Genomic DNA, 26454 nt, shown 5'->3' on the forward strand with positions numbered 1-26454 from the left:
AAGAGCAGGGGGTTTTTGGTCAGTCCTCGACCTCGCGGCGGGACAACCGGACCTCCTCGACGTCCAGCCGTGCCTGCACCGTGCGCAGCACGATGTCGTCGATCGCCCGTTCGTCGCGCAGGCGCACCACGGTGGCCCGCTTGTGCGCGATCAGCTCCAGCCGCAGCGCCGCGTACTCGGCCTCGGCCTGGGTGGCCTCCTCGTCACCGCTCGCGGTAGAGCGGATCACCTCCAGGTGGTGGTCGTACTCGGCGAGCACCCGCTTGTAGACGACGTCGCTGACGCCGACCTCGTCCGCGAGCCGGGGCAACGCCTCGTAGGCCTCCTCGGACGCCGTGGACTGCGCGAGCCGGAGCTCCTCGTCCAGCGCGGTGTCCTCGGGCAGGTGCGACGCCCGCACGATCACGGGCAGCAGCAGCGACTGCACGACCAGCGTCAGCACGACGACACCGGACGTGATGAGGATGATCTCCCCGCGGAACGGGAAGGGCGCGCCGGACGCGGTCGTCTCCGGCACCGCGAGCGCCGCCGCCAGCGACACGGCACCGCGGAAACCGGCTGCCGTGGTGACCATGCGCTGCCGTGCGCCGACGCGTCGCGCGCGTTGCTGAGGGCGCCGGTCGAGCGCACGGATGATGTACGGCGTGGTGTAGCTCCACACCACCCGCGAGCCCACGACCGTGAGCGCCACCAAACCGATGGTGCCGAACGCCGCCAACACCTCCGGGCCGTCCAACGCGCGCACGGCACCATGGGCCTGCAGTCCGATCAGGACGAACAAAGACCCGTTCAACAGGAACGTCGACAACCGCCAGAACGCCTCGGACTGCTGCCGCGCGTCGGCCCGCACCAGCCGCGGCCCGATCTGGCTCAGCGTCAGCCCCGCGACCACCACGGCGATCACGCCGGAGCCGTGCACGACCTCGGCCGCCAGGAACGCCGCGAACGGCGTCAGCACGCTGACCACGCTCTCCTGCACCGGGTTGTCGAGCCGCCGCCGGACCAGCACCACCAGCCACGCGCACAACAGGCCCGCCGCCGCGCCACCGGCGTAGGACAGCAGGAACCGCCACCCGACCAGCCCGGCGCTGTACTGCGCCTCGCCGACGGTGACGGCGACCGCGATGCCGTAGATGACGAGCGCGGTGCCGTCGTTGATCAGCGACTCGGCCTTGATGATCGTGGTGGTGCGCCGCGGCAGCCCGCGTGCGATCGCCGCCACCGCCGTCGCGTCGGTCGGGGCCAGCGCCGCGCCGAGCACCCACGCGGGTCCCCAGGGCAGCCCCAGCGCGTGCCCCACCCACGCGATCGCCGCGGCCGTCGCGATCACCAGCACGGTGCTGGTGAGCACGATGACCCGCAGGTTCGACCTGACCTCGCGCAACGAGGTGGTGAGGCTCTCCCAGTACAGCAGGGCCGGGAGGAAGATCAGCAGCATCGCCTCCGGCGGCAGGGTCACCGACTCCAGGGCCGGCACGAACCCGAGCACCGCGCCGCACACGACCAGCAGGGCCGGTGCGGCGACGCGCAACCGCCCGGCCGCGACGCTGCTCACGAGCACGCACACGCCCAGCACCACCACGAGTTCCAGACCGAGCATGTGCCCAATCTAGGACGCTCACGCGGTCAGGGCGGCATCCAGCTCCGCGAGCAGCCGCGACTTGGGTCGCGCTCCCACGATCGACCGGATCGGCACCCCGTCGCGGAACAGCAGCATCGTCGGCAGCGACATCACCTGGTAGTCGCGGGCGGTCGCCGTGTTCTCGTCGGCGTTGATGCGCAGAACGGTCAGGTCGTCGCGTTCCCGGTCGATCTCGTCGAGCACCGGCGACAGCATGTGGCACGGCCCGCACCACTGCGCCCAGAACTCGACCAGCACGGTCCCGGTCCGCACGCTCTCGCCGAACGTGGCGTCGGTCAGCTGCACTTGAACTCCCTGGGTTCGTCCACCCGGCACGGGTCGAAGGCCTCGATCTTGTCCACGAGGAACGCGCGCACCGCGCCCAGCCGCTCCAGGCACGCGTCCAGCTCGGCGAGCTTGCGCCGGTAGACCTCCCGCGAGTCCGGGCACGAGTCGCCGGAGGAGTGCCCGGCGCGCAGGCACGCCACGAACGGGCGGGTGTCCTCCAGCGACAGCCCGATCGACTGCAGCGACTGGATCTCCGCGACCAGCCGGAGGTCGTGCTCGTCGTACTCGCGGTAGCCGTTGGCGCTGCGGTCCGCCTCCAGGAGTCCCTGCGACTCGTAGAACCGCAGCGCCCGCGTCGTGGTGCCGGCTCGCCTGGCCAGTTCGCCGATCCTCATGACCGCAGACGCTAAACCTTGACGCCCACGTCAAGGCAAGGCCGCGTCACCCGCGCTGCACCGGGATGCGCACCGGTCCGGTCCTGGTCACGTCGGCCCAGACGACCTTGCCGTTGTGCCGGGCCCGCACGCCCCAGGCGGTGCTCAGCCCCGCGACCAGCCGCAGCCCGAGGTGGAACCGGACGGGGGCGGTCGGCACCAGGGCAGCCGTGCGCTCACCGTCCTCCACCTCGATGCGGACGTACGGGCTGGTGCGGTGGCGGATCAGGGTGGTGGCGCGCGGCGCGGAGGTGTGCCGGTAGGCGTTGCTCACCAGCGAGTTGACGACCTGCACGACGGCCTCGGAGCTGGAGGTCGTCTCGTCGGCGAGGGCGCGGCGCACCCACCAGCGCACCTGCGCGAGGCTGGGGGCGGGGTGGATCAGCCGCATGGTGGCCCACTGACCACCGGGTGCGGTGACGTCCGGCGTGGCGTCGCTCAAGTTCGGTCCTCGTGCCGGTGACAGGTCTCCTGATCACGCTAGGGCCCGTTCGCGATCTTGGCAGGAGGCCAAGGTCCTCGTCGGCGCGGGACCTTCGGTCAGGAACGGTCGGCGCCGTGCCAGTCCAGGCACAGCACCATCGCGTCGTCGTCGACGGTCAGGCCGCTGCGGTGCCCGGCGAGCTGCTGGAGGACCTCCCTGGGGACCTGCGCGGCGGGCAGCAGACGGGTCAGGTTGATCGCGCGGGCCAGCGCGCGTTCGCCGTAGCGCTCGCCGGCGGGGGAGGCCACGTCGTAGACGCCGTCGCTGGCGAAGATCAGCCGGTCGCCGGGGCGGACGTGGAACTCCTGCGGGGAGAACTGGGTGTCCTCGAACATGCCCAGCGGCAGCTGGTCCTCGAACGTGACGCGCTCGGCGGTGGTGCCGCGCAGGCGCCACATGCTGGGCGAGCCCGCGTCGATCACCTCGACCCTGCCGGTCTTCAGCTCGAACTGCAGCAGCAGGACCGAGACGTGCACCCGGCCGCCGTGCTGGCCGTAGATCGCCTGGTCGGCCAGCGCCGCCTGGTCGGCGAGGGGGACGCCGGCGCGGCGGGCGTTGCGCAGGGCGTTGACCGCGAGGTTGGTCAGCAGGGCGGCGTCGATGCCCTCGCCCATGCCGTTGGTGACCGTCAGCGTGAGGTGCTCGGCGTTGGTCGACCAGTCGAAGTTGTCGCCGTAGATGGCGTAGGCGGGTTCCAGCTGGCCGCCGAGGTCGTACTCGGACCGGCGGCAGGACCGGCCCGGCAGCAGCTGCCACTGCATCTCCGCGGCGAGGGTCAGCCGCGTCGCCCGCCGCGCCTGCAGGTACAGGTCGGTGTCGCGTTCGGCGACCACGATCTCGTGGCCCAGCGTCTGCGCGATCCGGCCCAGCTCCGCCACGTCGTCCTGGCCGGGCACGTCCGCCAGGTCGACCGCGAGCACGCCGAGCCGGTCGCCGCGGACGGTGACCGGCAGGTAGGTGGTCACGGCGGTGCCCTCGCGGTGCTCGACGAACGGCTGCTGGGCGCCGAACGCCTGACCGGGCGTGCTGCCGTTCACCGGGATCGGGCTGCTCGTGTACGGCAGCTCCGCGACCGGTTGCAGCATGAGCAGCGCGTAGTCGGCCAGCAGCAGCTGCACCGCTTCGGCCTGGTACAGCTGTCTCAGCTGGGTGCGCGTGACGTCGAGCAGCTCGTGCGGTGCCGCGGCCCGGAGGGCCTGCTCGACGACGAGGTATCTGTTCACCGCTTGTGCGGTCACGGGGTGCCTGCCTTCTGTGCCGGGTGTCGATCCCGTGTCGCGGGCGCGGCCGGACATGACACGGGAACACTAAGGATGCGACAGTGGGGGACGTGAACCGGATTCGGCCACACGCCTCCGTCGACGACGTGCTCCGGGTTCTCACCCAGGTGGTCGAGCAGATCGAGGTGATGTGGGAACGGAGCAAGGACGTGTCGCCCGCTCCGCTGTCGGTGTCCCAGCTGCGCGTGATGTTCGTGCTCGAGAAGTCCGAGGGCGCCAACCTGCGCGCGCTCGGCGAGGCGCTGGACGCCGCACCGTCCTCGGTCAGCCGCCTGTGCGACCGGCTGGAGGCGGTCGGTTTCCTGGAACGCGGCCTGAGCGCCACCAGCCGCCGCGAGGTCGAGCTCTCGCTGAGCGACCGCGGCCGCGCGTACCTGCACGACCTGCGTGAACGGCGGCGTGAGCACCTGCGCGACGTCGTGGACACGCTGCCGCCGTCCGCCCGGTCCACGCTCGTCAGCGGGTTGCGGCAGCTGCGGGACGCGGCCACGTCCGTCCAAGGCGTCGACGACGGCGACGGCCAGCCGGGAACGCAGACCGCCTGACCACCGTCGTCCCCCCATCGGTGCTCCCGTGCCACAACCGCGCCCACGTGTCGGCGTCTTCTGCTAACTTTTGTTGTGCGACAATAGTTTAGTGACGGGAACATCCGGCGGTTGGGGCTGCAGTGGCGACTTGCGAGGTTGCGCGACCGCACCGGAACCGGCCCCGTGCGGCCAGGTGAGGTGCACGTCGACCTCCCAGCCGGGGACCGGTCTGCGCCGACCGGCGAGACCGTCCACCCCATCCGTTCCGAGTCGGACCTGCTCGCCGCCCGGCACGCCGTGCGTGCCGCGGCCCTCGCGGCGGGGTTCGACCTCGTCAGTCAGACGAAGGTCGTGACGGCAGCGAGTGAGCTCGTGCGCAACGCCTACGTCCACGGCGGTGGTGGGGCGATGACCATCACCCGGCTCGTCGGGCTCAACGGCCGGCGCGGGCTCCGGTTGCAGGTCCGCGACCACGGGCCCGGCATCAGCGACGTCACGGCGGCGCTGGCCGACGGCTTCAGCACGTCCGCGGGACTCGGCCACGGGCTCGGTGGCATCCGCCTGCTCGTCGACGAGTTCACCCTCGACACCGCCGTGGGCGAGGGCACCACCGTGACCGTGGTGGGATGGGCGTCGTGACCGCAGAACAGCCCGTCACCTCCGCCACGACCGACGGCGTCCTCGCGTTGCGCGCGCGGCTCCGCTCGCTGTGCGACGAGCACGGCGTGTCCATCGAGCTGCGCGCCCGCCTGGTGCAGAGCGCGACGATCCTGGCGCGCGAGCACCACCTGGCCGCCGACCCCGCCGACCCCGCCGACCGCGCCGCCGTCGACGGGCAGCTCAGGGCCGAGCCGGGCGGCACGGCCACCCTGGTCGTGACCCTGCCGCTGGTCGAGCCGCTCGACCGCACCCGGCCGCTGAACCTGCCCCTGCTCCCCGAACCGGTCGACGCGCCCGCCGCCGTGTGGCACCTGCCCGCACAGGTGGAACCGCAGGTCGCCGTGCGGGCGGACCCGGCGGACGACCAGGCCGCGACCGACCTCGAACTGTGCGCCCTCCTGGCCCGCACCGACTCGCTGGAGCGCGAGCACCTGCAGCTCAAGCACGAGCTGGCGGAGACCAACAGCGGCGTCGTGGCGATGTACGTGGAGCTGGAGGAGCGGGACGAACAGCTGCGCAGGGCCCACGCGGTGATCTTCCGCGAGCTGGAGGACGCCCTGCGCCCACCGCCCCCGGTCGTGCCCGGCGTCGAGCTCGGGGTGCACTACCGGCCGGCCGACCGCGACGCCCCCACCGGCGGCGACCTCTACGACTGGTTCGTGCTCGCCGACGGCACCCTGCAGATCACCGTCGTCGACGCCGTCGGCCACGGCGTCACCTGCACCCGCAACGCCCTCAACGTCACCCACACCATCCGCACCCTGACCCTCGACGGCTACCCGCTCGAAGACCTGGTCCGGCGGGCCGCCGAGATCAACGAGGGTCTGATGGCCACCCTGCTGGTCGCCCGGCTCGACCCGCGCACGGGCGCGCTGCGCCTGGCCGGCGGCGGCCACCCGCCCGCGTTGCTGGTGCCCGGCACCGGCGACACGGCCTACCTGCCCGCGAAGGGCCGCGGTGTCGGGTTCCCCGTGCCCGGCAGCACCGGCATCAACACCACGGTGCTGGCGCCGGGGGACCTGCTGCTGCTCTACACCGACGGGCTGGTCGAGAGCCGCGGCGACGTGGACGAGGGCGAGCTCCGGCTCTCCTCCGCCGCCAAGGCGTACGCGGACCAGCCGCTCGACCTGGCGTTGTCCACGATCGTGGCGGACATGCACGACATCGTCCTGTACACCGACGACACCGTGCTCCTCGGTGTCCGGTTCCGAGGTGCGATGACCTGAGGGGACACCGGCGGTGCGTACGATCGCACCGCTCACAGGAGTGCGGTAACAGTGGAACAGCGTCCGAGGTCCAGCAGCGTGCCTGCGACGCATGAGGGTGGGAATGCGGGCGTGAGCGCTTTGGACGGTCGGGACCAGGTCGAGGTGTCGCGGGTGACGGCGGGTGGCGGTGGCGCGGAGGAAGACCTGCGCGCGTTGTTCGGGCAGTCGACGGCGATCTTCGCGTCGTTCTCGGGACCGGAGCACGTGCTGGGGACGGCGAACCCCGCGTTCACGGCGTCCATCGGCCAGGGCCGGGCCCGTCCGGGGCAGCCGCTGGCGGACGTGCTGCCCGAGCCGGCCGAGCAGGGGCTGCGCGCCCTGCTGGACGAGGTCCACCGCACCGGCGAGGCGCGCACCGGTCGTGACGTGCGGGTCGTGCTGGGGGACGGCCCGGACGCGCGGGAGGCGTTCTTCGACGTCACCTGCGAGGCGCGCCGCGACCGGTCCGGCGAGGTGGTCGGCGTGCGGGTCATCGGGGTGGAGACCACGCAGGTCAAGCACGCCCAGCGGTTGATGGCCGAGCACCGCGCCCTGCTGGAGCAGATCGCCCGGCAGGCGCCGCTGACCGAGGTGCTCGACGGGATGGCCCGCTCCATCGAGGAGCTGGTGCCGCAGGAGCTGTTCGTGTCCGTCCTGCTGGCCGATCCCGACGGCCTGCACCTGCGGCACGGTGCCGCGCCCAGCCTGCCCGGCTTCTACAACGAGGCCATCGACGGCATCGCCACCGGTGAGGGCGTCGGTTCCTGCGGCACCGCGGCCCACCGGCGGGAACCGGTCGTGGTCGCCGACATCGCCACCGACCCGTTCTGGGACGACTTCCGCCACCTGGCCGAGCGCGCCGGGCTGGGGGCCTGCTGGTCGACGCCGATCCTGGCCCGCGACGGCGGCCTGCTGGGCACCTTCGCCCTGTACCACCGCACGCCCAGGGTGCCGCAGGACACCGACCTCGCCCTCATCCAGGTCTTCACCGGCACCGCGGCCCTCGCCATCGAACGCCACCACGACGACCAGGCCAAACGTGCCGCAGAGGCCCGCGCGGAAGCGGCACTGGAGGAGCTGGGCAAGGCCGTCGAGGCGGAACGCGAGCTGCGCGCCGACGCCGAACGGCGGGCCGCTGCCGCCGCGGAGCTGAACGCCAAGATGCGCGCCGCCGCCGAGAACCAGGCCCGCACGCCGCGCCCGGAGCAGTGCCAGCTCGGCGGCACCGCCGGGTGCGGCGCGCCGGCCGAGATCAAGGTCGCCGACTCGTGGGGCGACGCGGCCTGGGGCTGCGCCGCGCACGTCGAGGAGGCGCTGATCAACGTGCGGTCGGTGTTCATCGCGAGCGAGGAGCTCGGCGGGCTGGCGGCCTACGTGCACCGCTGACCGACTAGGCTCTTCGGGTGAAGCGTTTCCTGCTGGCCGCGCTGTGCCTGCTCGTGGCCGCCTACGGCACCCCAGCACCGGCCACTGCCCCCACCGCGGCGTCCGGCTCGACCAGCACCCGGCCCTCCGCCGACGAGTCGGCGGCGGTCCGCGCCGCCTTCGAGACCTACCAGAAGGCCGTGCTCGCCAAGGACGGCGCCGCGGCGGTGTCGGTGCTGGCCGGCCCGATCTTCGACGTCTACGAGAACTACCGGACGCTGGCGCTCACCGCCACCGAGCAGCAGCTCGCCACCTCGCTGCTCAGCGTGCGCCTCGCGGTCTACGTGATGCGGGGCGCGCTGGACCCCGCGGTCCTGCGCACCGCGTCGTCGAAGGACGTGGTGAAGGCGGCGGTCGACCGGGGGCTGGTCGGGGAGCAGGGCGTGTCCAACCTCGCCGTCGGCGAGGTCGAGGTCGACGGCGACAAGGCGTCGACCGAGGTGATCGCCCGCGGGCAGCAGGCGCCGTACCGGTTCGAGTTCGCGCGCGAGGACGGGGCTTGGAAGATCGACCTGCGCCCGTTGCTGGACCTGGCCGACACCGGGCTGGCCGAGGTGGCGAAGCAGCGGAACCTGACCCCGGAGCAGTTGCTCGACCAGACGCTGGTCGCGATGTACGGGCCCGCGAAGGCGACCGAGCTCCGCAAGCCCCTCGGACGCTGACCGGCCTCCTACAGCGACATGAACGTGTCGCGTTCGCAGCGGGCCAGAGCGCGCAGCAACTCGGTCGTGCGCACCGCGAGCCGCGCGGCGAACCTGGTCAGGGCGTTGCCTCGGCGACCGTAGGCCGAGGTCCAGAGCTGAGGAATCATGGTTCGATGCTCTGCCGGGACCGGTCGCGCGCCGGGGTTCGTGGACGACTCTGGACGGCGGTTGCGCGGGCCCGCCGGCAGGACTAACTTGGAACGGTTCAAGTTAGTCCTGAGGTGGCAACGATGCCCGACGTGAAGCACTTCGACCCGGACGCCGTTCTCGACGAGGTCATGGCGTTGTTCTGGAAGCGAGGTGCCGCGTCGACCGGCATCCAGGACATCGTGACCGCCACCGGCCTGAACCGGTCGAGCCTGTACTCGACGTTCGGCGGCAAGCGCGACCTCTACCTGGCGGCGCTGCGCCGCTACGTCCGCGAGCGGTCCCAGCCGGTCTTCGACCAGCTGGCCGGCGAGGAGTCAGGGCTCGCGGCGGTCGAGGTGTTCTTCGCCCGGCTCGTCCAGGTCCGGTGCGCGGGCCCGCACGCCCGGTGGGGGTGCATGGTGGCGAACGCGCACGCCAACGGCGAGAACGACGACCCGGAGATCAGCGCGGTGCTGCACGAGCACCACGACCAGCTCGGCAAGGCGCTGCGCGCGGCGCTCGAACGGGAGCCGGGGCTGCGGCTCGCTCCCGCGCAGGCGGCGGACATGCTCGCCATGCTCGCCTACGGGGTGAACCTGCGTTCTCGTGCCGGTGCCGACCGGAAAGCGCTGAACGCGACCGTGAAGGCCGCGCTCAGCGCTCTCGTGTGAGCCCCTGCTGGACGGCGACCTCCTTGATGTCGTCCAGGAGCTCCCTGATCCCTCCAAGGTCCAGCCCTTGGCTCCCGAGTGCGGTGCACGGGAGGTGCTTGACAGCCCGACTATCTTGAAACGAGTGTTCCAAGTTCGCTGAGGGGGCGTTCGGTGTTCACTCCGAGCAGACCGCGCACGCTCGACGAGTACGTCGTGCAGCTGCGCGGGTTGAAGGTCGACGCGGGCAGTCCGTCGATCACCGAGATCACCCGGCGCATCCACGCGTCGTGGCACGGGGCCGGTCGCCCGCGCACCGAGTGGCCCGCCCGCTCGACCGTCGGCAACTGCTTCCAGACCGGGCGGCGGCGGCCGAACGTCGACCTGGTTCTTGCCGTCGTGGAGGTGCTCGTCGACGGCGACGTCGCGCTGCTGGGGCAGTGGCGGCAGGCGCTGCGCCGGGTGCTGGGGGAGACCGACGCGACCGGCTGTGCCGCGTGCGCACCGAGCTGCCGGAGGACCTTCCCGCGTTCGTCGGCAGGCGGGACCTGCTCCAGCGGTTCGCCTCCGGCGGTGTCGTGGCGCTCGCCGGGATGCCGGGCATCGGGAAGACGGCGCTGGCCGTCCACCTGGGACACTCGTGGGCTCGCCGCGGTCTGGTCCGCGGCCCGGTGCTGTTCCTGGACCTGTGCGGGCTTGACCCCGTGCGCCCGCCCGTGGCCGTCGCCGCCGCACTGGAGTCGTTCCTGCGGGTGCTCGGCGTACCGGGCGATCTGATCCCACCCGGCCTCGACGACCGGATCCGGTTGTACCGCACCAAGGTCGCGGAGACCTCCGCGCTCGTCGTGCTCGACAACGCGGCCGACGCGGCCCAGGTGCGGCCGCTGCTGCCCCCACCCGGCTGCCACGCGCTCATCACGAGCCGCACCGCTCTACCCGGCCTCGGCTCCACCACGCTGCCCCCGCTCACCGCCGGGGAGGCGCTGGAACTGCTGCGCCTCAGCGCAGCGCCGCGCACCGCGGACGCCGGCCCGGTCGGCTCGATCGTCGAGCTCCTCGGCTGCCACCCGCTCGCCGTGTCGGTCATCGGCCGCCACCTGCGCGAGCACCCCGGCTGGACGCTGACCGACTACCTGGAACCGCTCACCGCGCTGGCCCTCGAAGGCGGCCTGCGGGCGACGCTGGCGCTCTCCGACCGCGCGCTGCCCCCGGACGCGCGCCGGTTGCTGCGCCTGCTGACGTTGCACCCCTGCACGACCTTCGACGTGCACGCGGTGGCGGTGCTGGCGGACCTGAGCGGGCGGCCGACGCGCGGCCTGCTCGACGCGTTGGTCGAGGCGCACCTGGTGGAGCAGAAGGGGTACGGGCTCTACGAGCTGCACCCGCTGGTGCGCGCCTACGGTGCGGAACGCCTGCTGATCGACGAACCGGTGAGCCGCAGCCGGCGTGCGCTGGAACGGCTGCTGGACCAGCGCGACCTGCGGCTGGTCAGCTGATCACCGCGCCGGCGCGCAGGGGATGACCGCCCACACGGCCTTGCCGACGGTGCGGTGCACCACGCCCCAGCGCTCGGCCAGCCGGTTCACGATCACCATGCCGCGGCCGCGCACCGAGTCGGGCGTGGACGGCCGCAGCAGAGGCGAGTCAGGCGAGGCGTCCTCAGCCACGACGTTGACGACGCACGGCTCGTCCGACCGCCGCAACCGCAGGCGGGCGGGCAGACGTGCGTGGTCGAAGACGTTGGCGGCAAGCTCGGTGATCACCATCAGCACGTCGAGGAGGTCGTCCTCGCCCAGGTCGCCCAGGATCGACCTGGTCCACCTGCGGATCTTCGCCGTGTCCGGTACGGCGCTGACGAGCTCCAGCGTGTGCCAGCCGTCAACAGAGCACTCGGCAGCCACGTCGCGGCCTCCTCCCTGTCGGCATCGCACGACTGGAGTACCTCGGCCGGGGGCGGCGAAACCCGGCACCGTCAGGACGGACCCAGCTCACACCGCAGCTCCGCCCACACCGTCTTGCAGCCGTCACCGGGGCTCGTGCCCCAGGACGTGGCCAGCCGGTCGACCATCACGATCCCGCGGCCGCGGCAGCCGCCGAGCCGCGACCGGCCGAGAACGGGCAGCTCAGGCGCGGTGTCGTCGACCTCGCAGCGCACCACGCACGGGTCCGGCGCCACGTGCAGGCGCAACCGGCGCGGGCCCCGGCCGTGGTCGAAGGCGTTGCACACCAGCTCGCTGAGCACGAGCAGCACGTCCCCGACGTCGTCGCCGCCGAACCCGGTGAGCGCGAGCCGCGCCAGGGCCCGGATTCCGGCGACGTCGTCGTGGTAGTCCTCCAGGTCGAAGCTGCGGAAGAAGGCCTGGTGGCCGGGGTGGCTGAGCGACACGGTCGGCACCTCCTCGTCACGGCAGCTGGACACCGACGACGCACGTGTCGTCGTCGGTGTCGGACCGGCTCTGGGTCAGCAGGTGGTCCAGCAGGTCGTCCAGGTCGGCCCGCGGTTCCCGCACGGCGGCGCACAGCTGCTCCAGGCACTCGTCCAGCGGCAGGTCCCTGCGCTCGACCAGGCCGTCGGTGTAGAGCAGCAGCGTGTCACGGGGTTCGAGCACGACCTCGCCCTCCACGTAGGTCGCCTCGGACAGGGCGCCGAGCATCGTGCCGGGCAGCATCGGCAGCAGCTCGCCCTCCCCGTCCCTGATCAGCACCGGCGGCAGGTGACCGGCGCGGGCCCAGCGCAGCACGCGGGTCAACGGGTCGTACACGCCGCAGATCGCGGTGGCGAAGATGTTGTCGGCGAGGTGGTGGGCCACGAGGTTCAGCCAGGTGAGCAGCTGGCCCGGTCCCGCGCCGGTGGCGGCCAGCCCGCGCAACGCGTTGCGCAGCACCACCATCCCGGTCGCGCCCTTGATGCCGTGACCGGTGATGTCGCCGACCGACACCAGGATCTGCTTGGACGGCAGCACGACGGCGTCGTACCAGTCGCCGCCGACCAGCTCTTCCTGCGCGGCGGGCCGGTAACGCACCGCGACCCGCAGTCCGAACGCCTCCAGCGTGGGGTGCGTCGGCGGCATGATCACCTGCTGGAGCTGCAGCGTCAGCCTGTTGCGCTCCGCGGCCTCCTGCGCGGTGATCGCCAGCTGGTCCTGCGTGGCCGACAGCGCCACCTCGGTCCAGTGCTGGGAGGACACGTCCTGGTAGGCGCCGCGGACGGCGAGCAGCGTGCCGTGCGGGTCGAGCACGGGCTCGGCGATCACGCGGACGTGTCGGGTGACACCGCCGGTGCGCTGCAGGCGGAACGCCGCGGACGCTTGCCGGTGGTCGTGCAGCACGGTCTGCACGAACCCGTTGAGCGCCGGCACGTCGTCCGGGTGGGCGTGCGCCGCGATCTGCGCCAGCGGCACGGGATCGGCGCCGGGGGCGTGTCCGTAGAGCGAGTGCAGCTGGCTGTTCCACACGATCGCGCCGGTGAGCCGGTCCTCCTCGAAGCCGCCGACCCGGCCGAGGCGCTGGGCGTGCTGCAGCAGGTTCGCCAGGCGGGTCGTCTCGTCCTGCACCCGCCACACGACCAGCACCAGCACCCCGTGCCGGGTGATGCTCACCCCGGCGGTCACCGTCAGCGGCACCTCGTCGATCAGCGCGGCGAGGTTCATGTGCTCTGCGCGGAACGGCTCACCGGTGGCGTGCACGTGCTCGACCTTGTCGAACAGGCCGCCCTCGGTCGCGGCCAGCGGGTAGGCCTCCAGCAACGACCGGCCCGCCACCGCGGCCCGCGGCCGTCCGGCGAGGTCCACGAACCGGCTGTTGACGTGGTGGATGCGGAAGTCGGTGATCGTGCCCTCCGGCGAGACCTCGGGGCCCAGCACGAACGCCGGGTCGAGCAGCCCGTCGGCGAGGTCCACCAGCTCCGCCGGCGCGGGTGCCGCGTGGTCGGCCATGCGCACGACCGCGGTGCTGTCCAGGGTGGCGGCGCACAGCTCCGCCAGCGCCTCCACCTGCTTGTGCACGCTCAACGGCTGCGGTGCGAGCCCGGTGGGCCAGCAGATCTCCAGCACGCCGGTGATGCGGCCGCCGGTGCCGGCCGGGACGGTGACGCGGCCGAGCAGGCCGGCACCGATCGACGGCAGCCCCGACGCGCCCAGGTCGCCGATCCACACCGCCTCCCGCTCCAGGAGCGCCCGGCGTGCGGGTGTCGGCACGCCGGGAGGGACGTAGCGCCAGCGGTGCGCCTCACCGGTGCCGAACCCGGCGTGCCCGGCGAGGGTGAGCGAGGCGTCCGCACCGGCCAGCCAGATCGCCACGGCGCTCGCGCCCAGCGGGGCCAGCGCGTGGTCGAAGAGCGACTGGGCCACCGACTGCGTGTCGTCGGCGTGCAGAGCGCCGCTTTCCGCCGTCCGCAACCGGATCGCCGTCGTGGCGGTGTGGTCGCCGGCCGCGGCGGGGACCGCGGTGAGCTCGTCGCCGGAGACCTCGTTGATGATCTCCACGGCGAGCTGCAACTGGGTGGTGCCCGCCCGGTCCGCGAGCAGGGCGAGCTGCTCGGCCGCCTGCGCGGGACCGCAGCGCAGGCGTTCGACGAGCACGCCCTTGGCGAGCTCCACCAGCGCCCGGCCGTCCGCTGCCGCCCGTGCCTGCTCGATCTCCCGGTGCAGGCGGGCGACGGTGCCCGCGAGCCGGCCGACACCGGCCTCGTCGGCGGTCACCGGGTGCGCATCCACCGGTGCACGCAGGCCACCAGGTCGTCGGCGTCGACCGGTTTGGTGACGTAGTCGTTGGCGCCCGCCGAGATGCTCTTGTCCCGGTCGCCCGGCATCGCCTTCGCCGTGACGGCGATGATCGGGACCTCCGCGTGGTCGGGCATGGAGCGGATCGCGGCGGTGGCGGCGTAGCCGTCCATCTCCGGCATCATCACGTCCATCAGGATCAGGTCGATCTCCGGGTGGCTGACGAGCGCCTCGATGCCCTCCCTGCCGTTCTCCGCGTGCAGCACCCGCACGTCGTGCAGCTCCAGGATGCTGCTGAGCGCGAACAGGTTGCGGGCGTCGTCGTCGACGATCAGCACCGTGCGACCGGCCAGCTGCCCGTTCACCCGGTGCGCGGCCGGCGGCCGCGGCTGCTCGGGACGCACGAGGGGCAGCACGTCCTCGGGGCCGTCCGCGTTGAGGTGCAACGCGATCCGCTCCCGCAGCTCGTCCAGGCTGGACAGCAGCTCGAGCGGGCGGGTGCTGCTGCGCGTCTGCAGCTGCTGCTCGTACTGCGCCGGCAGCCTGCGGTTGTTGTGCGCCAGCACGGGAATCGTGCGGGTGGCGGTGTCACCGTCGAGCGCCTCCAGGAACCGCAGCGCGGCACCGTCGGGCATGTCCAGCTCCAGCACGACGCAGTGGCACGGCTCGGTCGCGAGCGCGGCCGCCGCCTCCTCGCGGCCGACGGCGGTGACCACCTCCACCGGCCCGCGCGGGTCGTTGCTCGCCGACAGGTCGGTCACCGCGCTCTGCGCGACCAGGGAGAGCAGGCCCTGCGGCCGTTCCTCCACGACCAGCAGCCGCCGCTGGTGCGTGGCGGCCGGTGCGGGTTCCTCCGCCGCGACAGCGGGTTCGGCCGCCGCCGTCGCCGCCTCCTGCACGGGCTCGGCGAACTCGCTGCTGTGCACCGGCAGGTACAGGGTGAAGGTGCTGCCCCTGCCCAGGGTGCTCTCCGCGGTGATCGACCCGCCGAGCAGGTAGGCGATCTCGCGGCTGATCGACAGGCCCAGCCCGGTGCCGCCGTACTTGCGGCTGGTGGTGCCGTCGGCCTGCTGGAACGCACCGAAGATCGACTCCAGCTGGTGCTCGGCGATGCCGATGCCGGTGTCGCTGACCTGGAACCGGATGGCCTGGCCGTGCGCGCGGACCGCGTGCGGCAGCTCGTCCGGGTCGGCGAGCCCGATGCGCAGCTCCACACCGCCGGTCTCGGTGAACTTGACCGCGTTGGACAGCAGGTTGCGCAGCACCTGCTGCAGGCGGGTGTCGTCGGTGACGAGCTCCGGCGGCGTGCCCGGCGAGGTGTTCAGCTGGAAGCTCAGCCCCTTCTGCGAGGTGAGCGGGCGGAACGTGACCTCGACGTAGTCCAGCAGCCGCCGCAGCGACACGCGTTCCGGCGTGATGTCCATCTTGCCGGCCTCGATCTTGGACAGGTCGAGGATGTCGTTGATCAACCCCAGCAGGTCGGAGCCCGCGGAGTGGATGATGCCCGCGTACTCGACCTGCTTCGGGGTGAGGTTGCGGCTGGGGTTCTGGGCCAGCAGCTGCGCGAGGATCAGCAGGCTGTTGAGCGGGGTGCGCAGCTCGTGGCTCATGTTGGCCAGGAACTCCGACTTGTACTTCGACGCGAGCGTCAGCTCCTGCGCGCGGACCTCCAGCTGCTGCCGCGCCTGCTCGATCTCCAGGTTCTTCGTCTCGATGTCGCTGTTCTGGATCGCGAGCAGCTCCGCCTTCTCCTCCAGCTCCTTGTTGGAGCGCTGCAGCTCCTCCTGGCGGGCCTGCAGCTCACCGGAGCGCGACTGCAGCTCCTCCGCGAGCCGCTGCGACTCGGTGAGCAGCTCGTCGGTGCGGGCGTTGGCGATGATGGTGTTGACGTTGACGCCGATGGCCTCCATCAGCTGGTCGAGGAAGTCGCGGTGGATGTCGGTGAAGCGGTGCACCGACGCGACCTCGATGACGCCGAGGACCTGGTCCTCCACGACGATCGGCAGCACCAGCAGGTTGACCGGCGCGGTGCGGCCGAGACCGGAGGTGATGGCGACGTAGTCGGCCGGCATCTCGTCCACGGCGATCGTGCGGCGGCTGCGCGCGGCCTGCCCGACGAGCGACTGCCCGAACCGGAACCGGGTGGTCCGCGAACCGTCGTCGGGGTGGCCGTAGGAGCTGATCAGCCGCAGCTCCTGGCGGTCCTCGGTGTCGTCGGCCAGGTAGAACGCGCCGAACTGGGCCGACACCAGCGGCGTCAGCTCGTCCATGATCAGCTCGGCGACGACGGCGAGGTCCCTGCGGCCCTGCATGAGCCCGGAGATGCGGGCCAGGTTGGACTTCAGCCAGTCCTGGTCCTCGTTGGCCTTCGTGGAGTCGCGCAACGACTCCACCATCGAGTTGATGTTGTCCTTGAGCTCGGCGACCTCACCGGAGGCCTCGACGGTGATCGACCGGGTCAGGTCGCCCTCGGCGACCGCGCTCGTCACCTCGGCGATCGCGCGCACCTGGCGGGTCAGGTTCCCGGCCAGCTCGTTGACGTTCTCGGTGAGCCGCTTCCACGTGCCGGACACGCCCTCGACCTCGGCCTGACCACCCAACCGGCCCTCGCTGCCCACCTCGCGGGCCACGCGGGTGACCTCGGCGGCGAAGGAACTGAGCTGGTCGACCATCGTGTTGATCGTGGTCTTGAGCTCCAGGATCTCGCCGCGGGCGTCGACGTCGATCTTCTTGGTCAGGTCGCCCTGCGCGACGGCGGTGGTGACCTGGGCGATGTTGCGGACCTGGTTGGTCAGGTTGTTCGCCATGAAGTTGACGTTGTCGGTCAGGTCCTTCCAGGTGCCCGCCACGTTCGGCACCCGTGCCTGACCGCCGAGCATGCCCTCGGTGCCGACCTCGCGGGCCACGCGGGTGACCTCGTCGGCGAACGCGGACAGCGTGTCGACCATCGTGTTGATCACGCCGGCCAGCGCGGCGACCTCGCCCTTGGCCTCGACGGTGATCTTCTGGCTGAGGTCGCCGCGGGCCACCGCCGTGGCGACCTGGGCGATCGACCGCACCTGGTTGGTGAGGTTGGAGGCCATGACGTTCACGTTGTCCGTCAGGTGCTTCCACGTGCCGGAGACACCGCGCACGGTCGCCTGGCCGCCGAGGTTGCCCTCGGTGCCGACCTCGCGGGACACGCGGGTGACCTCGTCGGCGAAGCCGGACAGCTGGTCGACCATCGTGTTGATGGTCTCCTTCAGCTCCAGGATCTCGCCGCGCGCGTCCACGCGGATCTTCTGGCTCAGGTCACCGCGCGCCACCGCCGTCGTCACCTGCGCGATGGAGCGCACCTGCGCGGTGAGGTTGTCCGCCATGACGTTGACGGACTCGGTGAGGTCCTTCCACGTGCCGGACACGCCCTTCACGTCCGCCTGGCCGCCGAGGCGCCCGTCCGTGCCGACCTCGCGGGAGACGCGGGTGACCTCGTCGGCGAAGGAGGAGAGCTGGTCGACCATCGTGTTGATGGTGTCCTTGAGCTCCAGGATCTCGCCGCGGGCCGTCACGGTGATCTTCTGGCTGAGGTCGCCGCGGGCGACCGCCGTGGCGACCTGGGCGATGGAGCGCACCTGCGCGGTCAGGTTGCCCGCCATGAAGTTCACCGAGTCGGTGAGGTCGCGCCACGTGCCGGACACGCCCTTCACGTCGGCCTGACCGCCCAGGGCGCCCTCGGTGCCGACCTCGCGCGAGACGCGGGTGACCTCGTCGGCGAAGGAGGAGAGCTGGTCGACCATCGTGTTGATGGTGTTCTTCAGTTCGAGGATCTCGCCGCGCGCGGTGACCGTGATCTTCTGGCTGAGGTCGCCGCGCGCGACGGCGGTGGTCACCTGGGCGATGTTGCGGACCTGGTCGGTCAGGTTGCCCGCCATGAAGTTCACGGAGTTCGTGAGGTCCAGCCACACGCCGCCGACGCCGGGCACCTCGGCCTGACCGCCCAGCCGGCCCTCGCTGCCCACCTCGCGGGCCACGCGGGTGACCTCGTCGGCGAACGAGGAGAGCTGGTCGACCATCGTGTTGACGGTGTTCTTCAGCTCCAGGATCTCGCCGCGCGCGTCGACGTCGATCTTCTGGCTGAGGTCGCCGCGGGCGACCGCGGTGGCGACCTGGGCGATGTCGCGGACCTGGCTGGTCAGGTTGCCCGCCATGGCGTTCACCGAGTCGGTGAGGTCCTTCCACGTGCCGGACACGCCCGGCACCTCGGCCTGTCCGCCGAGGCGCCCGTCCGTGCCGACCTCGCGCGCGACGCGGGTGACCTCGGAGGTGAACAGCGACAGCTGGTCGACCATGCCGTTGAAGACGGTGGCGATCTCGCCGAGCAGCCCGTCGGAGTCGTCGGGCAGGCGGATCCCGAAGTCGCCGTCGCGCACGGCGGTGAGCCCGGCGAGCAGCTGCCGCAGCTCCGGCAGCTCCGCCGCTCTTCGCGCGGCGTCCTGACCGGCCAGGACATCGGCCGGCGCACTCGTGCCACTCATCCAGAATCCTCCACTGCACGGCGAAACCACGTGGAGGTGGGCACCTGTCTGCTCAAGCTCACCTCAGCGAACGCGAATGACATTACTGGAAGCCCGGTGGTGTGCTTCTCCGCGACGATCCCGGCGGTCTTGCAGGTCCGGTGCGCGTCGGCGAATTCGATCGGCCGGGAATGTTCTTCGGATTTCCGTCCGGCACGCCGCTGCCGCGACGGCCCGCCTCGAACCGGCACGCGTCTGGGCGGGCGCCTGCTGCTGCTCGACATCGGCGGCGGCTCGGTGGAGACCGCCCTGGGCCGTGACGCCGGTGCCCGCGAGGGCCGATTCGTGAGGTGGCCGTCAATGGTGCTCACCGGATCGGGCGAATGTGCGGAGAATGGGGTTCGTTCACTCGATGAGTTGATGCTTTCCCCGTGCGGGGCTGTCGCAAATTGACGCTGATCACCCGTTTCGATCATGATCAGATTCATGATCGAAACGGGCGATCACACGAATCGTCGCCTTTTCCTCCGTGCCGGCGTGGTGACCGCGGGTGGTGCGGGCCTGCTGGCCGCGACCACCCCCGCCGCCGAGGCCGCCACCGGCTCGCACGTCTTCCGGGTGGCGCACTTCGGCGCCAGGGGAGACGGCCGCACCGACGACACCGCCGCCGTGCAGCGCGCGATCGACGCGGCCTGCGCCTTCGCCGCACGCGCGAACGGCTACGCACGCGTCGAGTTCGACGCCAGGACCTACCTGCTCGCCACACCACCGGCCCGACCTCGCCCCGGCCCCACCCACGCGGCCGGCCAGCTGCTGTTCCCGGAACGCACCTCCGGCCCGCAGATCACGGTCGAGCTCGCCGGCGCCGGCACCCAGCAGGGCCTGCAGTTCATCCCGGACGGCCGGCAGACGGCGGCGGGCACCATGCTGAAGTCGACGGTCACCGCCACCTGGGACGGCCTCGCGACCGGCATGCCCCCGGCCGTGATCGCCTCGCCGAAGGGCAACGTGTGGGGCGGCTTCAACCGCGTGGCCGTGGCGGTCACGAACATCGCCGTCCAGGTGCCGTCGAACCCGTCGCTGGCCGGCCTGAACCTGCTGTGGGCACCGCAGGTCCGCCTGCGCGGCGTCCGCGTGTGCACCCCGGACCCGCTGCCCGCGGTGGTCGAGCCGGAGATCCCGTGGTCCACCGGCGTCGTCCTGCCGGGCGGCGGCAACAACGCGGTCGTCTACCTGCGCGACGTGCACATCGCCGGCTTCCACACCGGCCTGCTGTTCGGCGAGCACACCGACGCCTCCAGCGTCCTGGTCTTCGCGTGCAAGGTGGCGCTGGCCCCGTTCGGCAGGCGCCTGCACACCGCCCGCTTCGGCCTGGTCACCGTCGAGTGCTGCCCGACCGTGCTCTCCGAGGTCAGCTGGGAGACCGGTCGCGTCGCCGGCACCGAGGGCGACAGCCTCAAGATCGACCTGCTCGACGTCGAGGAGTACAACGGCTTCAGCCGCAGCCTGGCCTGGACCCGGCACGACTGCCACGTCTTCGACCCGAACAGCGTGCTGCGGGGGTGGATCTGGATGGCCCGCTCCGGTGCCGACTACCTGAACATCCCGCTGACCCTGCGGGGCGCCCGGCACCTGCAGATCTCCGAGATCCAGCAGACGTGACGGGGTCGCCGGAGGAGAGTTGCGCCACGTGTTCACCCTGGTAGGGCGCATGCGCGCGGTTTTTGTCGGTGCCGTGTGGACACTGCAGGGGTGAGCACCTCGACACCGCTGCTGAACCCGACCCGCATCTACGTGGAGCCCGCTGCCGCGCTGCTGCCGCGCGGCCGCGAGGTGCTCGACCGGTTCCCGGACGCGCAGCGGGTCGAGGTCGACAGCCACTGGCGCATCCCCGAGCTGCACGGCGACGAGGCCAACGCCCAGCGGTGGGTGCGGATCAAGCGCGAGGCGCTGGTGCTCGGGGTGAAGAAGTCGCTGAGCGCGCGCCCCAACGGCCGTTCCGCGCACTTCATCGCCCCGTCCACCGCCAACGGCTGCGCGATGGCCTGCGCCTACTGCTACGTGCCGCGGCGCAAGGGCTACTCCAACCCGATCACGGTGTTCGCGAACATCGACCAGATCACCGGCTACCTGGCCCGCCACGTCGCCCGGCAGGGCCCGCTGACCGAGCCCGGCCAGATCGACGACCACGCGTGGGTCTACGACATCGGCGAGAACTCCGACTGCTCGGCGGACGCACTGGTCAGCGACAACGTGCGGGACCTGGTGCGGCTGTTCCGCGGCCTGCCCACCGCCAAGGCGTCCTTCGCGACCAAGTACGTCAACCGCGACCTGCTGGACTGGGACCCGCGGGGCCGCACCCGCGTCCGCTTCTCGCTGATGCCCGAACGCACCGCGAAACTGCTCGACATCCGCACCACCCCCGTCGCCGACCGCCTCGCCGCCCTCGACGACTTCCGCGCCGCCGGCTACGAGGTGCACGTGAACCTCAGCCCAGTTGTTGTGCACGACGGCTGGCTGGAGGACTGGCGGCAGCTGTTCCAGTCGCTCGGCGACGCGGTCTCACCCGCCACCCGCGCGCAGCTGGCCGCCGAGGTCATCATGCTCACCCACAACCAGCCGCTGCACGAGGTCAACCTGCGCTGGCACCCGCGGGCGGAGGACCTGCTGTGGCGCCCGGACCTGCAGGAGGTCAAGCGCAGCGAGGGCGGAGGGGTCAACGTGCGGTACCGGCGGGGGCTCAAGCGGGAACTGCTCGACTCGTTCCTCGCACTGGTCGCGGAGCAGGCTCCGTACCTGCGGGTCCGGTACGCGTTCTGAGCTCCGGCCCGGGGTGGATCAGGAGACGTCCGACTCCTGCCAGTGCACGCAGGTGGGGCGTTGACCTGTTTCCGCGAGCTCCAGCAGCAGGCCACCTTGAGCTTTGCCAACGGGATGAGGGCATCCGCGGGGAACCGGGTGCGCGTGTCCACGTCCACGTACAGCGTGATGTCCCGATCATCGGGACGGGTGGCCGAATTCCCGTGTGGGTGTTCATCGGTCCGGCGGGTGACCCACGCACACATTTCGTCGTCCTTCATCTCGGACGAGACAGAACGGCCTGATCCGGGCCGTGACACCGGATCATCGTCGGCCGCGAAACTCGGTGGTCCCATGGCGTGCATGGCCGCGACCCGGTGTGGCACATCGATGTCGAACTTCAGCTGGTGGTCCGGGAGCTTGAGCGCACCGACCTTCGGGCGATCCCGCAGGTACACGACAGTCGGGTGGGGCTGTTCGTTGGCCAGGACATCGGCAAGCACCTGGTCGAGCTTCGCCTCCGAGTCCACCCTCACAGGGGTCCGGCCGCGGTTCTCGGGAGAGAAGTAGTACGCGTCGAGAACATGTTTCACGGCAGGCTCCTTCCGGTGAAGGTCTCGGAGTCTGCCGGACCAGCGTTGCGCTGTCGCCAGGCCACCTTGATCTCGACGTGCTCAGCGGCCGCCACCCGGCCTCGCCCTCCTCGCGGAAACCCCAGCGGTTGGAGGAAGGTGCCGACCCGTCCGTGGCGGTGCTTGAGGCGACGATCCGGAGTGCTCAGCGGTGAACGGGTTCGCGAGCGCGCCGATCGGGGTGGATGACGTCCATCTTCAGCAGGTTCTCCTCGGGCAACGCCGCCAGCACGGGCTCGATGTCGGCCAGGAGTGCCTGTGCGGCGAGCAGTTGGTCGCCGATGCGCTTGCGGTGCTGACGCAGGACCTCGACGCGGTGCTCGGCTTCGGTGACGATCCGCCGCGCGTGCTCGGTGGCGTCGCGGACGGTCTTCTCGGCGCGGGCCTGAGCGGAGCGCTGCTGCTCCTCCAGCGCACGCATCTGTTCGGCGCGGCGCTGGGCCATGGCCTGCTCGAAGTCCGCCTCGACCTGGCGGCGGAGCTGCGCGGCCTGGTCGTCGAGCTGGCGGCGGCGGCGTTCCGCGTGCCGGGTCATCGTCTCGACCTGGGCGTGGGCGCGGGTCATCAGCTCGCGGTGCTCGGTCTCCACGTCCGCGCGGCGCCGGTCGAGGTCGGTCACGAGGTGCTCGGCGCGCTGGCGCAGGCGTTCGGCGGCGCGGTGGGCGTTCGCCCAGTCCTGCTCGGCGGCGCTGCGGGCGCGGGTGGTGATCTCCTCGGCTTCGGCGTGGGCCAGCTCGACCATGCGCCGGGTGCGTTCGGTGAGCGCCTCGGGGTCGATCGGCGTCCGGCAGATCCGGTCGACGCGGGCGCGCAGCTCGGCGATCTCCGTGCGGGCGGCTTCCAGTTGCCGGGCAAGGGACTCGGCCTGGGCCAGGGCGGCGTCGCGGTCGGCGGTGAGCGCTGTCGTCTCGCTCTCCGCCGCGTGCACGTAGTGCTGGACCTGGTCCTGGTCGTAGCCGCGCCAGCGCACGTCGAAGTCGGTTCGCAGCGGCAACAGCTCCACTTCCCCCTGCTCCTCTCCAGTCGCAGCAACACTCACCCGGAAGACGAAGCGGGGCCGGCGAATGTTCCCGGGAGGGAGGCGTTGGGGCGCAACGACTTGTGTGATCTGGATCAACCGGCGGTCGCACGGCTCCGGTGCACGGCCACTGGTCCAGCCGTGCACTGGAGCTGTCCCAGCGCGCAACGCCCCTGTCGCGGTGATCGGCCACCGGCCAAGCTCACCGGCATGAGCAGGTTGAGCCCCGAGCAGATCGCACAGCACGCCCGTGCCGCCGGGTTCGAAGGACAGGGCCTCACGATCGCGATCGCCGTCGCCCTCGCGGAGTCCGGTGGGGACCCGCGGGCGCACAACAGCCGGCCGCCGGACGACTCCTACGGGCTGTGGCAGATCAACATGCTGGGCGCGATGGGGCCCGAGCGGCGCCGGCAGCACGGGCTCGACTCGAACCGCGACCTGTTCGACCCGCGGACCAATGCCAAGGTGGCCAACGCGATCTCCGGCGACGGAAAGTCGTGGACGCCGTGGTCGACCTACACCAACGGTGCTTACCGGAAGTACCTCGACATCGCGCGCCGGGCGGCGAAGGACAGCCCGCGGCGGGCGCCGGCACGGCCGGAGCGCGGGGGCAGGGGCGGTGGCGGGTTCGCGGTGGACCCGGAGGCGCTGGACCGCTATGTGCGGCAGGGCAGGGGCATCGCCGACGACATCGCGGCGATCGGCACCCGGCACGTCCGGCAGGTCGGCAAGATCGCCGACGACAGCTTCGGGCGGATCGGCAAGGAGACCGGGTTCGCGTCGGCGCTGGAGGCGTTCGGCGCGGCTCTGCACCGGCAGGTCGACGGGGTCGGCCGCAACGCCGACCGGCTGGCGCGCTCCACCGGGCGCATGGCGGGGGCCTACCGGGCGCAGGACGACGCGATCGCCGACGACTTGAAGCGAGGATGACGTGGACACGCGAGCGATGGCGCTGCAGTTCGCCAGGAGGATGGTCGGGCACCGCAACGCCTTGGCGGGCAAGGCGGACGACGCGATGCGCGTGCAGTTCGCGCTGCACCAGGCGGGCAGTGCGCTGGAGGACCAGCGCGACGCCGTGCGCAAGGCCGCGGGGACCGCGCTCGGCCACTGGCAGGGGGCGAACTCCGAGCAGTTCGAACGGCGGTCCGACCGGCTGGGCAAGCAGCTCCGGATGACGGCGGCGGCCGGCACCGAGGCCGAGAAGGTGGTGGCAGGGGCGAGCAGCGCGCTGCTCACCGGGCACACCGCGGCACAACGGCTGGTCGACGAGTACGTCACCAAGGCCGCCGCGCTGCTCGACGCGGGGGTCGCGAGCGGATCGCGGGCCGCGCTGATGAAGGCGGTGGCCGCCGCGGCCGACCTGGAGCCGCAGTACACGCGGGAGTCGGTGCGCACCGTGCGACAGGTCAAGGCCGAGCTCGACGAAGCCGGGCGGAAGCTGCGCGCGCTCACCAAGGAGATCCAGGACGACGGCATCGCCGACCCCCGCGCGGCACGACGCGGCGGCGACGGTGGCGGTGGCGGTGGCGCGACGAAGCTGTCCGGTGCGAAGGTGCGCAAGATCGTGTCCGCCGCCCGCGGCGAGATCGGCACGCGGGAGAACCCGCCGGGCAGCAACCGCAACCCGTACGGGCCGACGACCTTCTGGTGCTCGTCGTTCGCCACGGCGATGTGGCGCAGGGCCGGTGTGGACATCCCGGTCCTGCCGTTCACCGGGGACGTCTACCGCTGGGGCCAGCGAAACGGCAAGGCCTACGGCAACGGCGACCTGAAGCAGCACGTGCGGCCCGGCGACGTGCTGCTGTTCGGCACCGGGCCGCAGAGCCCCGCCACCAGCAAGCACATCGGCATCGTCGAGAAGGTCGACGGGAACACGGTCACCCTGATCGAGGGCAACTCCGGCGACCAGGTGCGCCGCAACACCCACCAGCTCAGCAGCACCAAGTTCTACGGAGGAGTGCACCCGTGACCACCGGACACGCCCACCACGCCACGGGCATCGCTATCGAGGTCGGCGTGGGCGGCGGGCTGCGCGCCATCACGCTGACCGAGCGGTCGATGCGGCTGGGCCGCGCCGCACTCGCCGACGAGATCCTGACCCTGGTGCGCACGGCGACCGCGCGGGCCGGCGAACGCGCCAGGCACGTTCTCGGCGGCGAGCACCTGGAGGCGCTCGGCATCCACGCCGACCCCGCGCTCGTCGAGGAGATCGAGTCCACGACACCCGAGAGCTGGATGGTCCGATGACGCACGAACCGCAGACCGTCGAGGAGATGCTGGCCGAGGACGACGACCGCGAACCGCTCGGCGTCCGTGCCGCGCTGGACGCGATCACCTGCTCCGCGCGGGAGGACGACGTGGTGGTGACGGTCGACCTGCACGGCAAGCTCGTCGGGCTCGACCTCGGTCCGCGGGCGATGGCGGTGCGGCCCGCGGCGCTGGCGGCGCGCATCCACCGGCTCGTCGAGTGCGCCGCGCAGGAGGCGCTGCAGGAAGGGGAGGCGGTGCTGGCGGCCGTGCTGGACGAGGCGGTCCTGGCGGAGCTCGTGCCGGTCTGACCGGACCGGACTACGAGGCCTCGGCCAGCATGTCGGTGAGGCGCCGGGTGATCCAGGCCAGGTCGGCGGGCACCACCCGGACCCACTGCTCGTCGCGGATGGCCTCGGTCGTGATGACGTACCGGCCCGCCCTGGTGTCCGACCAGGTGAGCACCGGCGAGCGCCCGCGGCTGCCGGTCACGGCCAGCTGCCCCGCCCCGAGCCGGCCCGCCTCCGCGATGGTGATCAGCGGGCGCATCGCGCTGCCGCGCACACCCGCGTCGGCCAGGGCCCGTTCCAGGCCGTGGTACCCGCTCTCCACGTGTCCGCGCAGGGCCGCCGAGTACGCCGGGCGCGGCAGCCGCACCTGGTCGCCCGGTCCGGCCGGGTGGTCGCCGAGCAGCTTCGCCACGGCCCGCACGAGGTCGGTGCGCGCGATGGGTTCGAGGGCCAGCTCCTCGTTGTTCAGCACGGCGAGCACGCCGCGGCTGCCCCTGACCGCGGCCAGGACGCGCCACGGCTGGTCGCCGAACACCAGAGCGTCGACGGACACCGCGTGGTGGCGCAGCATCCCGAGCAGCTCCTCCAGCTCGGGGACGACGTCGCCGTGGTCGTCCGCCAGGCCGGCGCGGGCCAGTTCCGCGAACACGTCCACGGCCAGCTGGTCGCGCTCGTCCTCGGTGGCGCCGTGGGACGGCACGTCGAGCGCGGCGGGCAGGTCACCGAAGCCGAGGTCCTCCCACACCAGGTCGAACTCCAGGTGGGACAGGACCACCGCGCCGGTTGCGGGCAAACGCCGTGCCAT

At 72.0% G+C, this 26454-nt stretch carries 26 protein-coding genes; 14 read left to right on the forward strand and 12 right to left on the reverse strand.

What is annotated here, in order from left to right:
• Nucleotides 1–19 precede the first annotated feature (19 nt).
• From ACZ7CF_RS41090 to ACZ7CF_RS41110, 5 genes are all read right to left on the reverse strand, one after another.
• Entirely contained in the window at nucleotides 20–1600 is a 1581-nt protein-coding gene (locus ACZ7CF_RS41090) for a Na+/H+ antiporter (protein WP_470372419.1), read from the reverse strand.
• 18 nt (nucleotides 1601–1618) lie between these two features.
• Nucleotides 1619–1927, reverse strand: coding sequence for a thioredoxin (trxA, locus tag ACZ7CF_RS41095; RefSeq protein ID WP_360400467.1), 309 nt, complete (start codon nucleotides 1925–1927; stop codon nucleotides 1619–1621).
• Nucleotides 1918–2304: a MerR family transcriptional regulator gene (locus ACZ7CF_RS41100; protein ID WP_360400464.1), complete on the reverse strand. Its 387-nt coding sequence runs from the start codon at nucleotides 2302–2304 to the stop codon at nucleotides 1918–1920. Before ACZ7CF_RS41100 ends, trxA begins: the two co-directional genes overlap by 10 nt.
• Nucleotides 2305–2350: 46 nt before the next feature.
• Entirely contained in the window at nucleotides 2351–2785 is a 435-nt protein-coding gene (locus ACZ7CF_RS41105) for an ATP-binding protein (protein ID WP_360400461.1), read from the reverse strand.
• Between the two features lie 98 nt (nucleotides 2786–2883).
• Entirely contained in the window at nucleotides 2884–4050 is a 1167-nt protein-coding gene (locus ACZ7CF_RS41110) for a PP2C family protein-serine/threonine phosphatase (protein WP_470372420.1), read from the reverse strand.
• Between the two features lie 107 nt (nucleotides 4051–4157).
• Between ACZ7CF_RS41110 and ACZ7CF_RS41115 the strand changes: the two genes are divergently transcribed.
• The 5 genes from ACZ7CF_RS41115 to ACZ7CF_RS41135 all read left to right on the forward strand — a co-directional run bounded on the left by ACZ7CF_RS41115 (nucleotide 4158) and on the right by ACZ7CF_RS41135 (nucleotide 8628).
• Nucleotides 4158–4652 carry a MarR family winged helix-turn-helix transcriptional regulator gene (locus tag ACZ7CF_RS41115; protein ID WP_470372421.1) on the forward strand — a complete coding sequence of 165 codons (495 nt, stop codon included), beginning with the start codon at nucleotides 4158–4160 and terminating at the stop codon, nucleotides 4650–4652.
• A gap of 180 nt (nucleotides 4653–4832) precedes the next feature.
• Nucleotides 4833–5273 (forward strand): ATP-binding protein, encoded by a 441-nt coding sequence (locus tag ACZ7CF_RS41120; protein ID WP_470372422.1) that lies wholly within the window; start codon nucleotides 4833–4835, stop codon nucleotides 5271–5273.
• Nucleotides 5270–6520, forward strand: coding sequence for a PP2C family protein-serine/threonine phosphatase (locus ACZ7CF_RS41125; RefSeq protein ID WP_470372423.1), 1251 nt, complete (start codon nucleotides 5270–5272; stop codon nucleotides 6518–6520). Before ACZ7CF_RS41120 ends, ACZ7CF_RS41125 begins: the two co-directional genes overlap by 4 nt.
• 111 nt (nucleotides 6521–6631) lie before the next feature.
• Nucleotides 6632–7927 (forward strand): GAF domain-containing protein, encoded by a 1296-nt coding sequence (locus tag ACZ7CF_RS41130; protein ID WP_470372424.1) that lies wholly within the window; start codon nucleotides 6632–6634, stop codon nucleotides 7925–7927.
• Between the two features lie 17 nt (nucleotides 7928–7944).
• Complete coding sequence (locus ACZ7CF_RS41135; protein ID WP_470372425.1) at nucleotides 7945–8628, forward strand: hypothetical protein; 684 nt, start codon at nucleotides 7945–7947, stop codon at nucleotides 8626–8628.
• Nucleotides 8629–8636: 8 nt separating this feature from the next.
• On the opposite strand, the gene ACZ7CF_RS41140 is transcribed toward ACZ7CF_RS41135, so the two are convergent.
• Complete coding sequence (locus ACZ7CF_RS41140) at nucleotides 8637–8777, reverse strand: hypothetical protein (RefSeq protein ID WP_470372426.1); 141 nt, start codon at nucleotides 8775–8777, stop codon at nucleotides 8637–8639.
• 123 nt (nucleotides 8778–8900) lie between these two features.
• On the opposite strand from ACZ7CF_RS41140, the gene ACZ7CF_RS41145 reads away from it, so the two are divergent.
• Both ACZ7CF_RS41145 and ACZ7CF_RS41150 read left to right on the forward strand, forming a co-directional pair.
• Nucleotides 8901–9470, forward strand: a complete 570-nt coding sequence (locus ACZ7CF_RS41145) for a TetR/AcrR family transcriptional regulator (RefSeq protein ID WP_470372427.1) — start codon at nucleotides 8901–8903, stop codon at nucleotides 9468–9470.
• A gap of 476 nt (nucleotides 9471–9946) precedes the next feature.
• Entirely contained in the window at nucleotides 9947–10945 is a 999-nt protein-coding gene (locus ACZ7CF_RS41150; RefSeq protein WP_470372428.1) for a hypothetical protein, read from the forward strand.
• On the opposite strand, the gene ACZ7CF_RS41155 is transcribed toward ACZ7CF_RS41150, so the two are convergent.
• From ACZ7CF_RS41155 to ACZ7CF_RS41170, 4 genes are all read right to left on the reverse strand, one after another.
• Complete coding sequence (locus tag ACZ7CF_RS41155) at nucleotides 10946–11350, reverse strand: ATP-binding protein (RefSeq protein WP_360400431.1); 405 nt, start codon at nucleotides 11348–11350, stop codon at nucleotides 10946–10948. It lies immediately after the preceding gene.
• Nucleotides 11351–11421: 71 nt separating this feature from the next.
• Entirely contained in the window at nucleotides 11422–11835 is a 414-nt protein-coding gene (locus ACZ7CF_RS41160; RefSeq protein ID WP_470372429.1) for an ATP-binding protein, read from the reverse strand.
• Nucleotides 11836–11851: 16 nt separating this feature from the next.
• A complete protein-coding gene (locus tag ACZ7CF_RS41165) occupies nucleotides 11852–14164 on the reverse strand; it encodes a SpoIIE family protein phosphatase (protein ID WP_470372430.1) in 2313 nt (770 codons plus the stop codon).
• Complete coding sequence (locus ACZ7CF_RS41170) at nucleotides 14146–18684, reverse strand: HAMP domain-containing protein (RefSeq protein ID WP_470372431.1); 4539 nt, start codon at nucleotides 18682–18684, stop codon at nucleotides 14146–14148. Before ACZ7CF_RS41170 ends, ACZ7CF_RS41165 begins: the two co-directional genes overlap by 19 nt.
• A gap of 30 nt (nucleotides 18685–18714) precedes the next feature.
• Here ACZ7CF_RS41170 and ACZ7CF_RS41175 point away from each other — a divergent pair, with 30 nt between their 5' ends.
• The 3 genes from ACZ7CF_RS41175 (at nucleotide 18715) to ACZ7CF_RS41185 (ending at nucleotide 21483) form a co-directional block, all read left to right on the forward strand.
• Entirely contained in the window at nucleotides 18715–19116 is a 402-nt protein-coding gene (locus tag ACZ7CF_RS41175) for a hypothetical protein (RefSeq protein WP_470372432.1), read from the forward strand.
• Between the two features lie 84 nt (nucleotides 19117–19200).
• On the forward strand, nucleotides 19201–20325 hold the full coding sequence (locus tag ACZ7CF_RS41180) for a hypothetical protein (RefSeq protein WP_470372433.1): 1125 nt from the start codon (nucleotides 19201–19203) through the stop codon (nucleotides 20323–20325).
• Between the two features lie 90 nt (nucleotides 20326–20415).
• Nucleotides 20416–21483 carry a spore photoproduct lyase family protein gene (locus tag ACZ7CF_RS41185; protein ID WP_470372434.1) on the forward strand — a complete coding sequence of 356 codons (1068 nt, stop codon included), beginning with the start codon at nucleotides 20416–20418 and terminating at the stop codon, nucleotides 21481–21483.
• Between the two features lie 756 nt (nucleotides 21484–22239).
• Here the strand turns inward: ACZ7CF_RS41185 and ACZ7CF_RS41190 are convergent.
• A complete protein-coding gene (locus ACZ7CF_RS41190; protein ID WP_458432872.1) occupies nucleotides 22240–23088 on the reverse strand; it encodes a coiled-coil domain-containing protein in 849 nt (282 codons plus the stop codon).
• A 234-nt stretch (nucleotides 23089–23322) separates the two neighbouring features.
• On the opposite strand from ACZ7CF_RS41190, the gene ACZ7CF_RS41195 reads away from it, so the two are divergent.
• Genes ACZ7CF_RS41195 through ACZ7CF_RS41210 form a run of 4 tightly spaced genes read left to right on the forward strand, consistent with a single transcriptional unit; the run spans nucleotide 23323 to nucleotide 25670 of the window.
• Nucleotides 23323–24042: a transglycosylase SLT domain-containing protein gene (locus ACZ7CF_RS41195; RefSeq protein ID WP_470372435.1), complete on the forward strand. Its 720-nt coding sequence runs from the start codon at nucleotides 23323–23325 to the stop codon at nucleotides 24040–24042.
• Nucleotide 24043: 1 nt separating this feature from the next.
• Nucleotides 24044–25081: a CHAP domain-containing protein gene (locus ACZ7CF_RS41200; RefSeq protein ID WP_470372436.1), complete on the forward strand. Its 1038-nt coding sequence runs from the start codon at nucleotides 24044–24046 to the stop codon at nucleotides 25079–25081.
• Nucleotides 25078–25359, forward strand: a complete 282-nt coding sequence (locus tag ACZ7CF_RS41205; RefSeq protein WP_360400392.1) for a YbaB/EbfC family DNA-binding protein — start codon at nucleotides 25078–25080, stop codon at nucleotides 25357–25359. Before ACZ7CF_RS41200 ends, ACZ7CF_RS41205 begins: the two co-directional genes overlap by 4 nt.
• The gene (locus tag ACZ7CF_RS41210; RefSeq protein ID WP_360400389.1) at nucleotides 25356–25670 is read left to right on the forward strand and encodes a hypothetical protein; all 315 of its coding nucleotides are present in this window, start codon (nucleotides 25356–25358) and stop codon (nucleotides 25668–25670) included. Before ACZ7CF_RS41205 ends, ACZ7CF_RS41210 begins: the two co-directional genes overlap by 4 nt.
• A 10-nt stretch (nucleotides 25671–25680) precedes the next feature.
• On the opposite strand, the gene ACZ7CF_RS41215 is transcribed toward ACZ7CF_RS41210, so the two are convergent.
• Nucleotides 25681–26454 (reverse strand): ESX secretion-associated protein EspG, encoded by a 774-nt coding sequence (locus ACZ7CF_RS41215; protein ID WP_360400386.1) that lies wholly within the window; start codon nucleotides 26452–26454, stop codon nucleotides 25681–25683.

The sequence above is a fragment of the Lentzea sp. NPDC036955 genome (genome assembly GCF_055608005.1).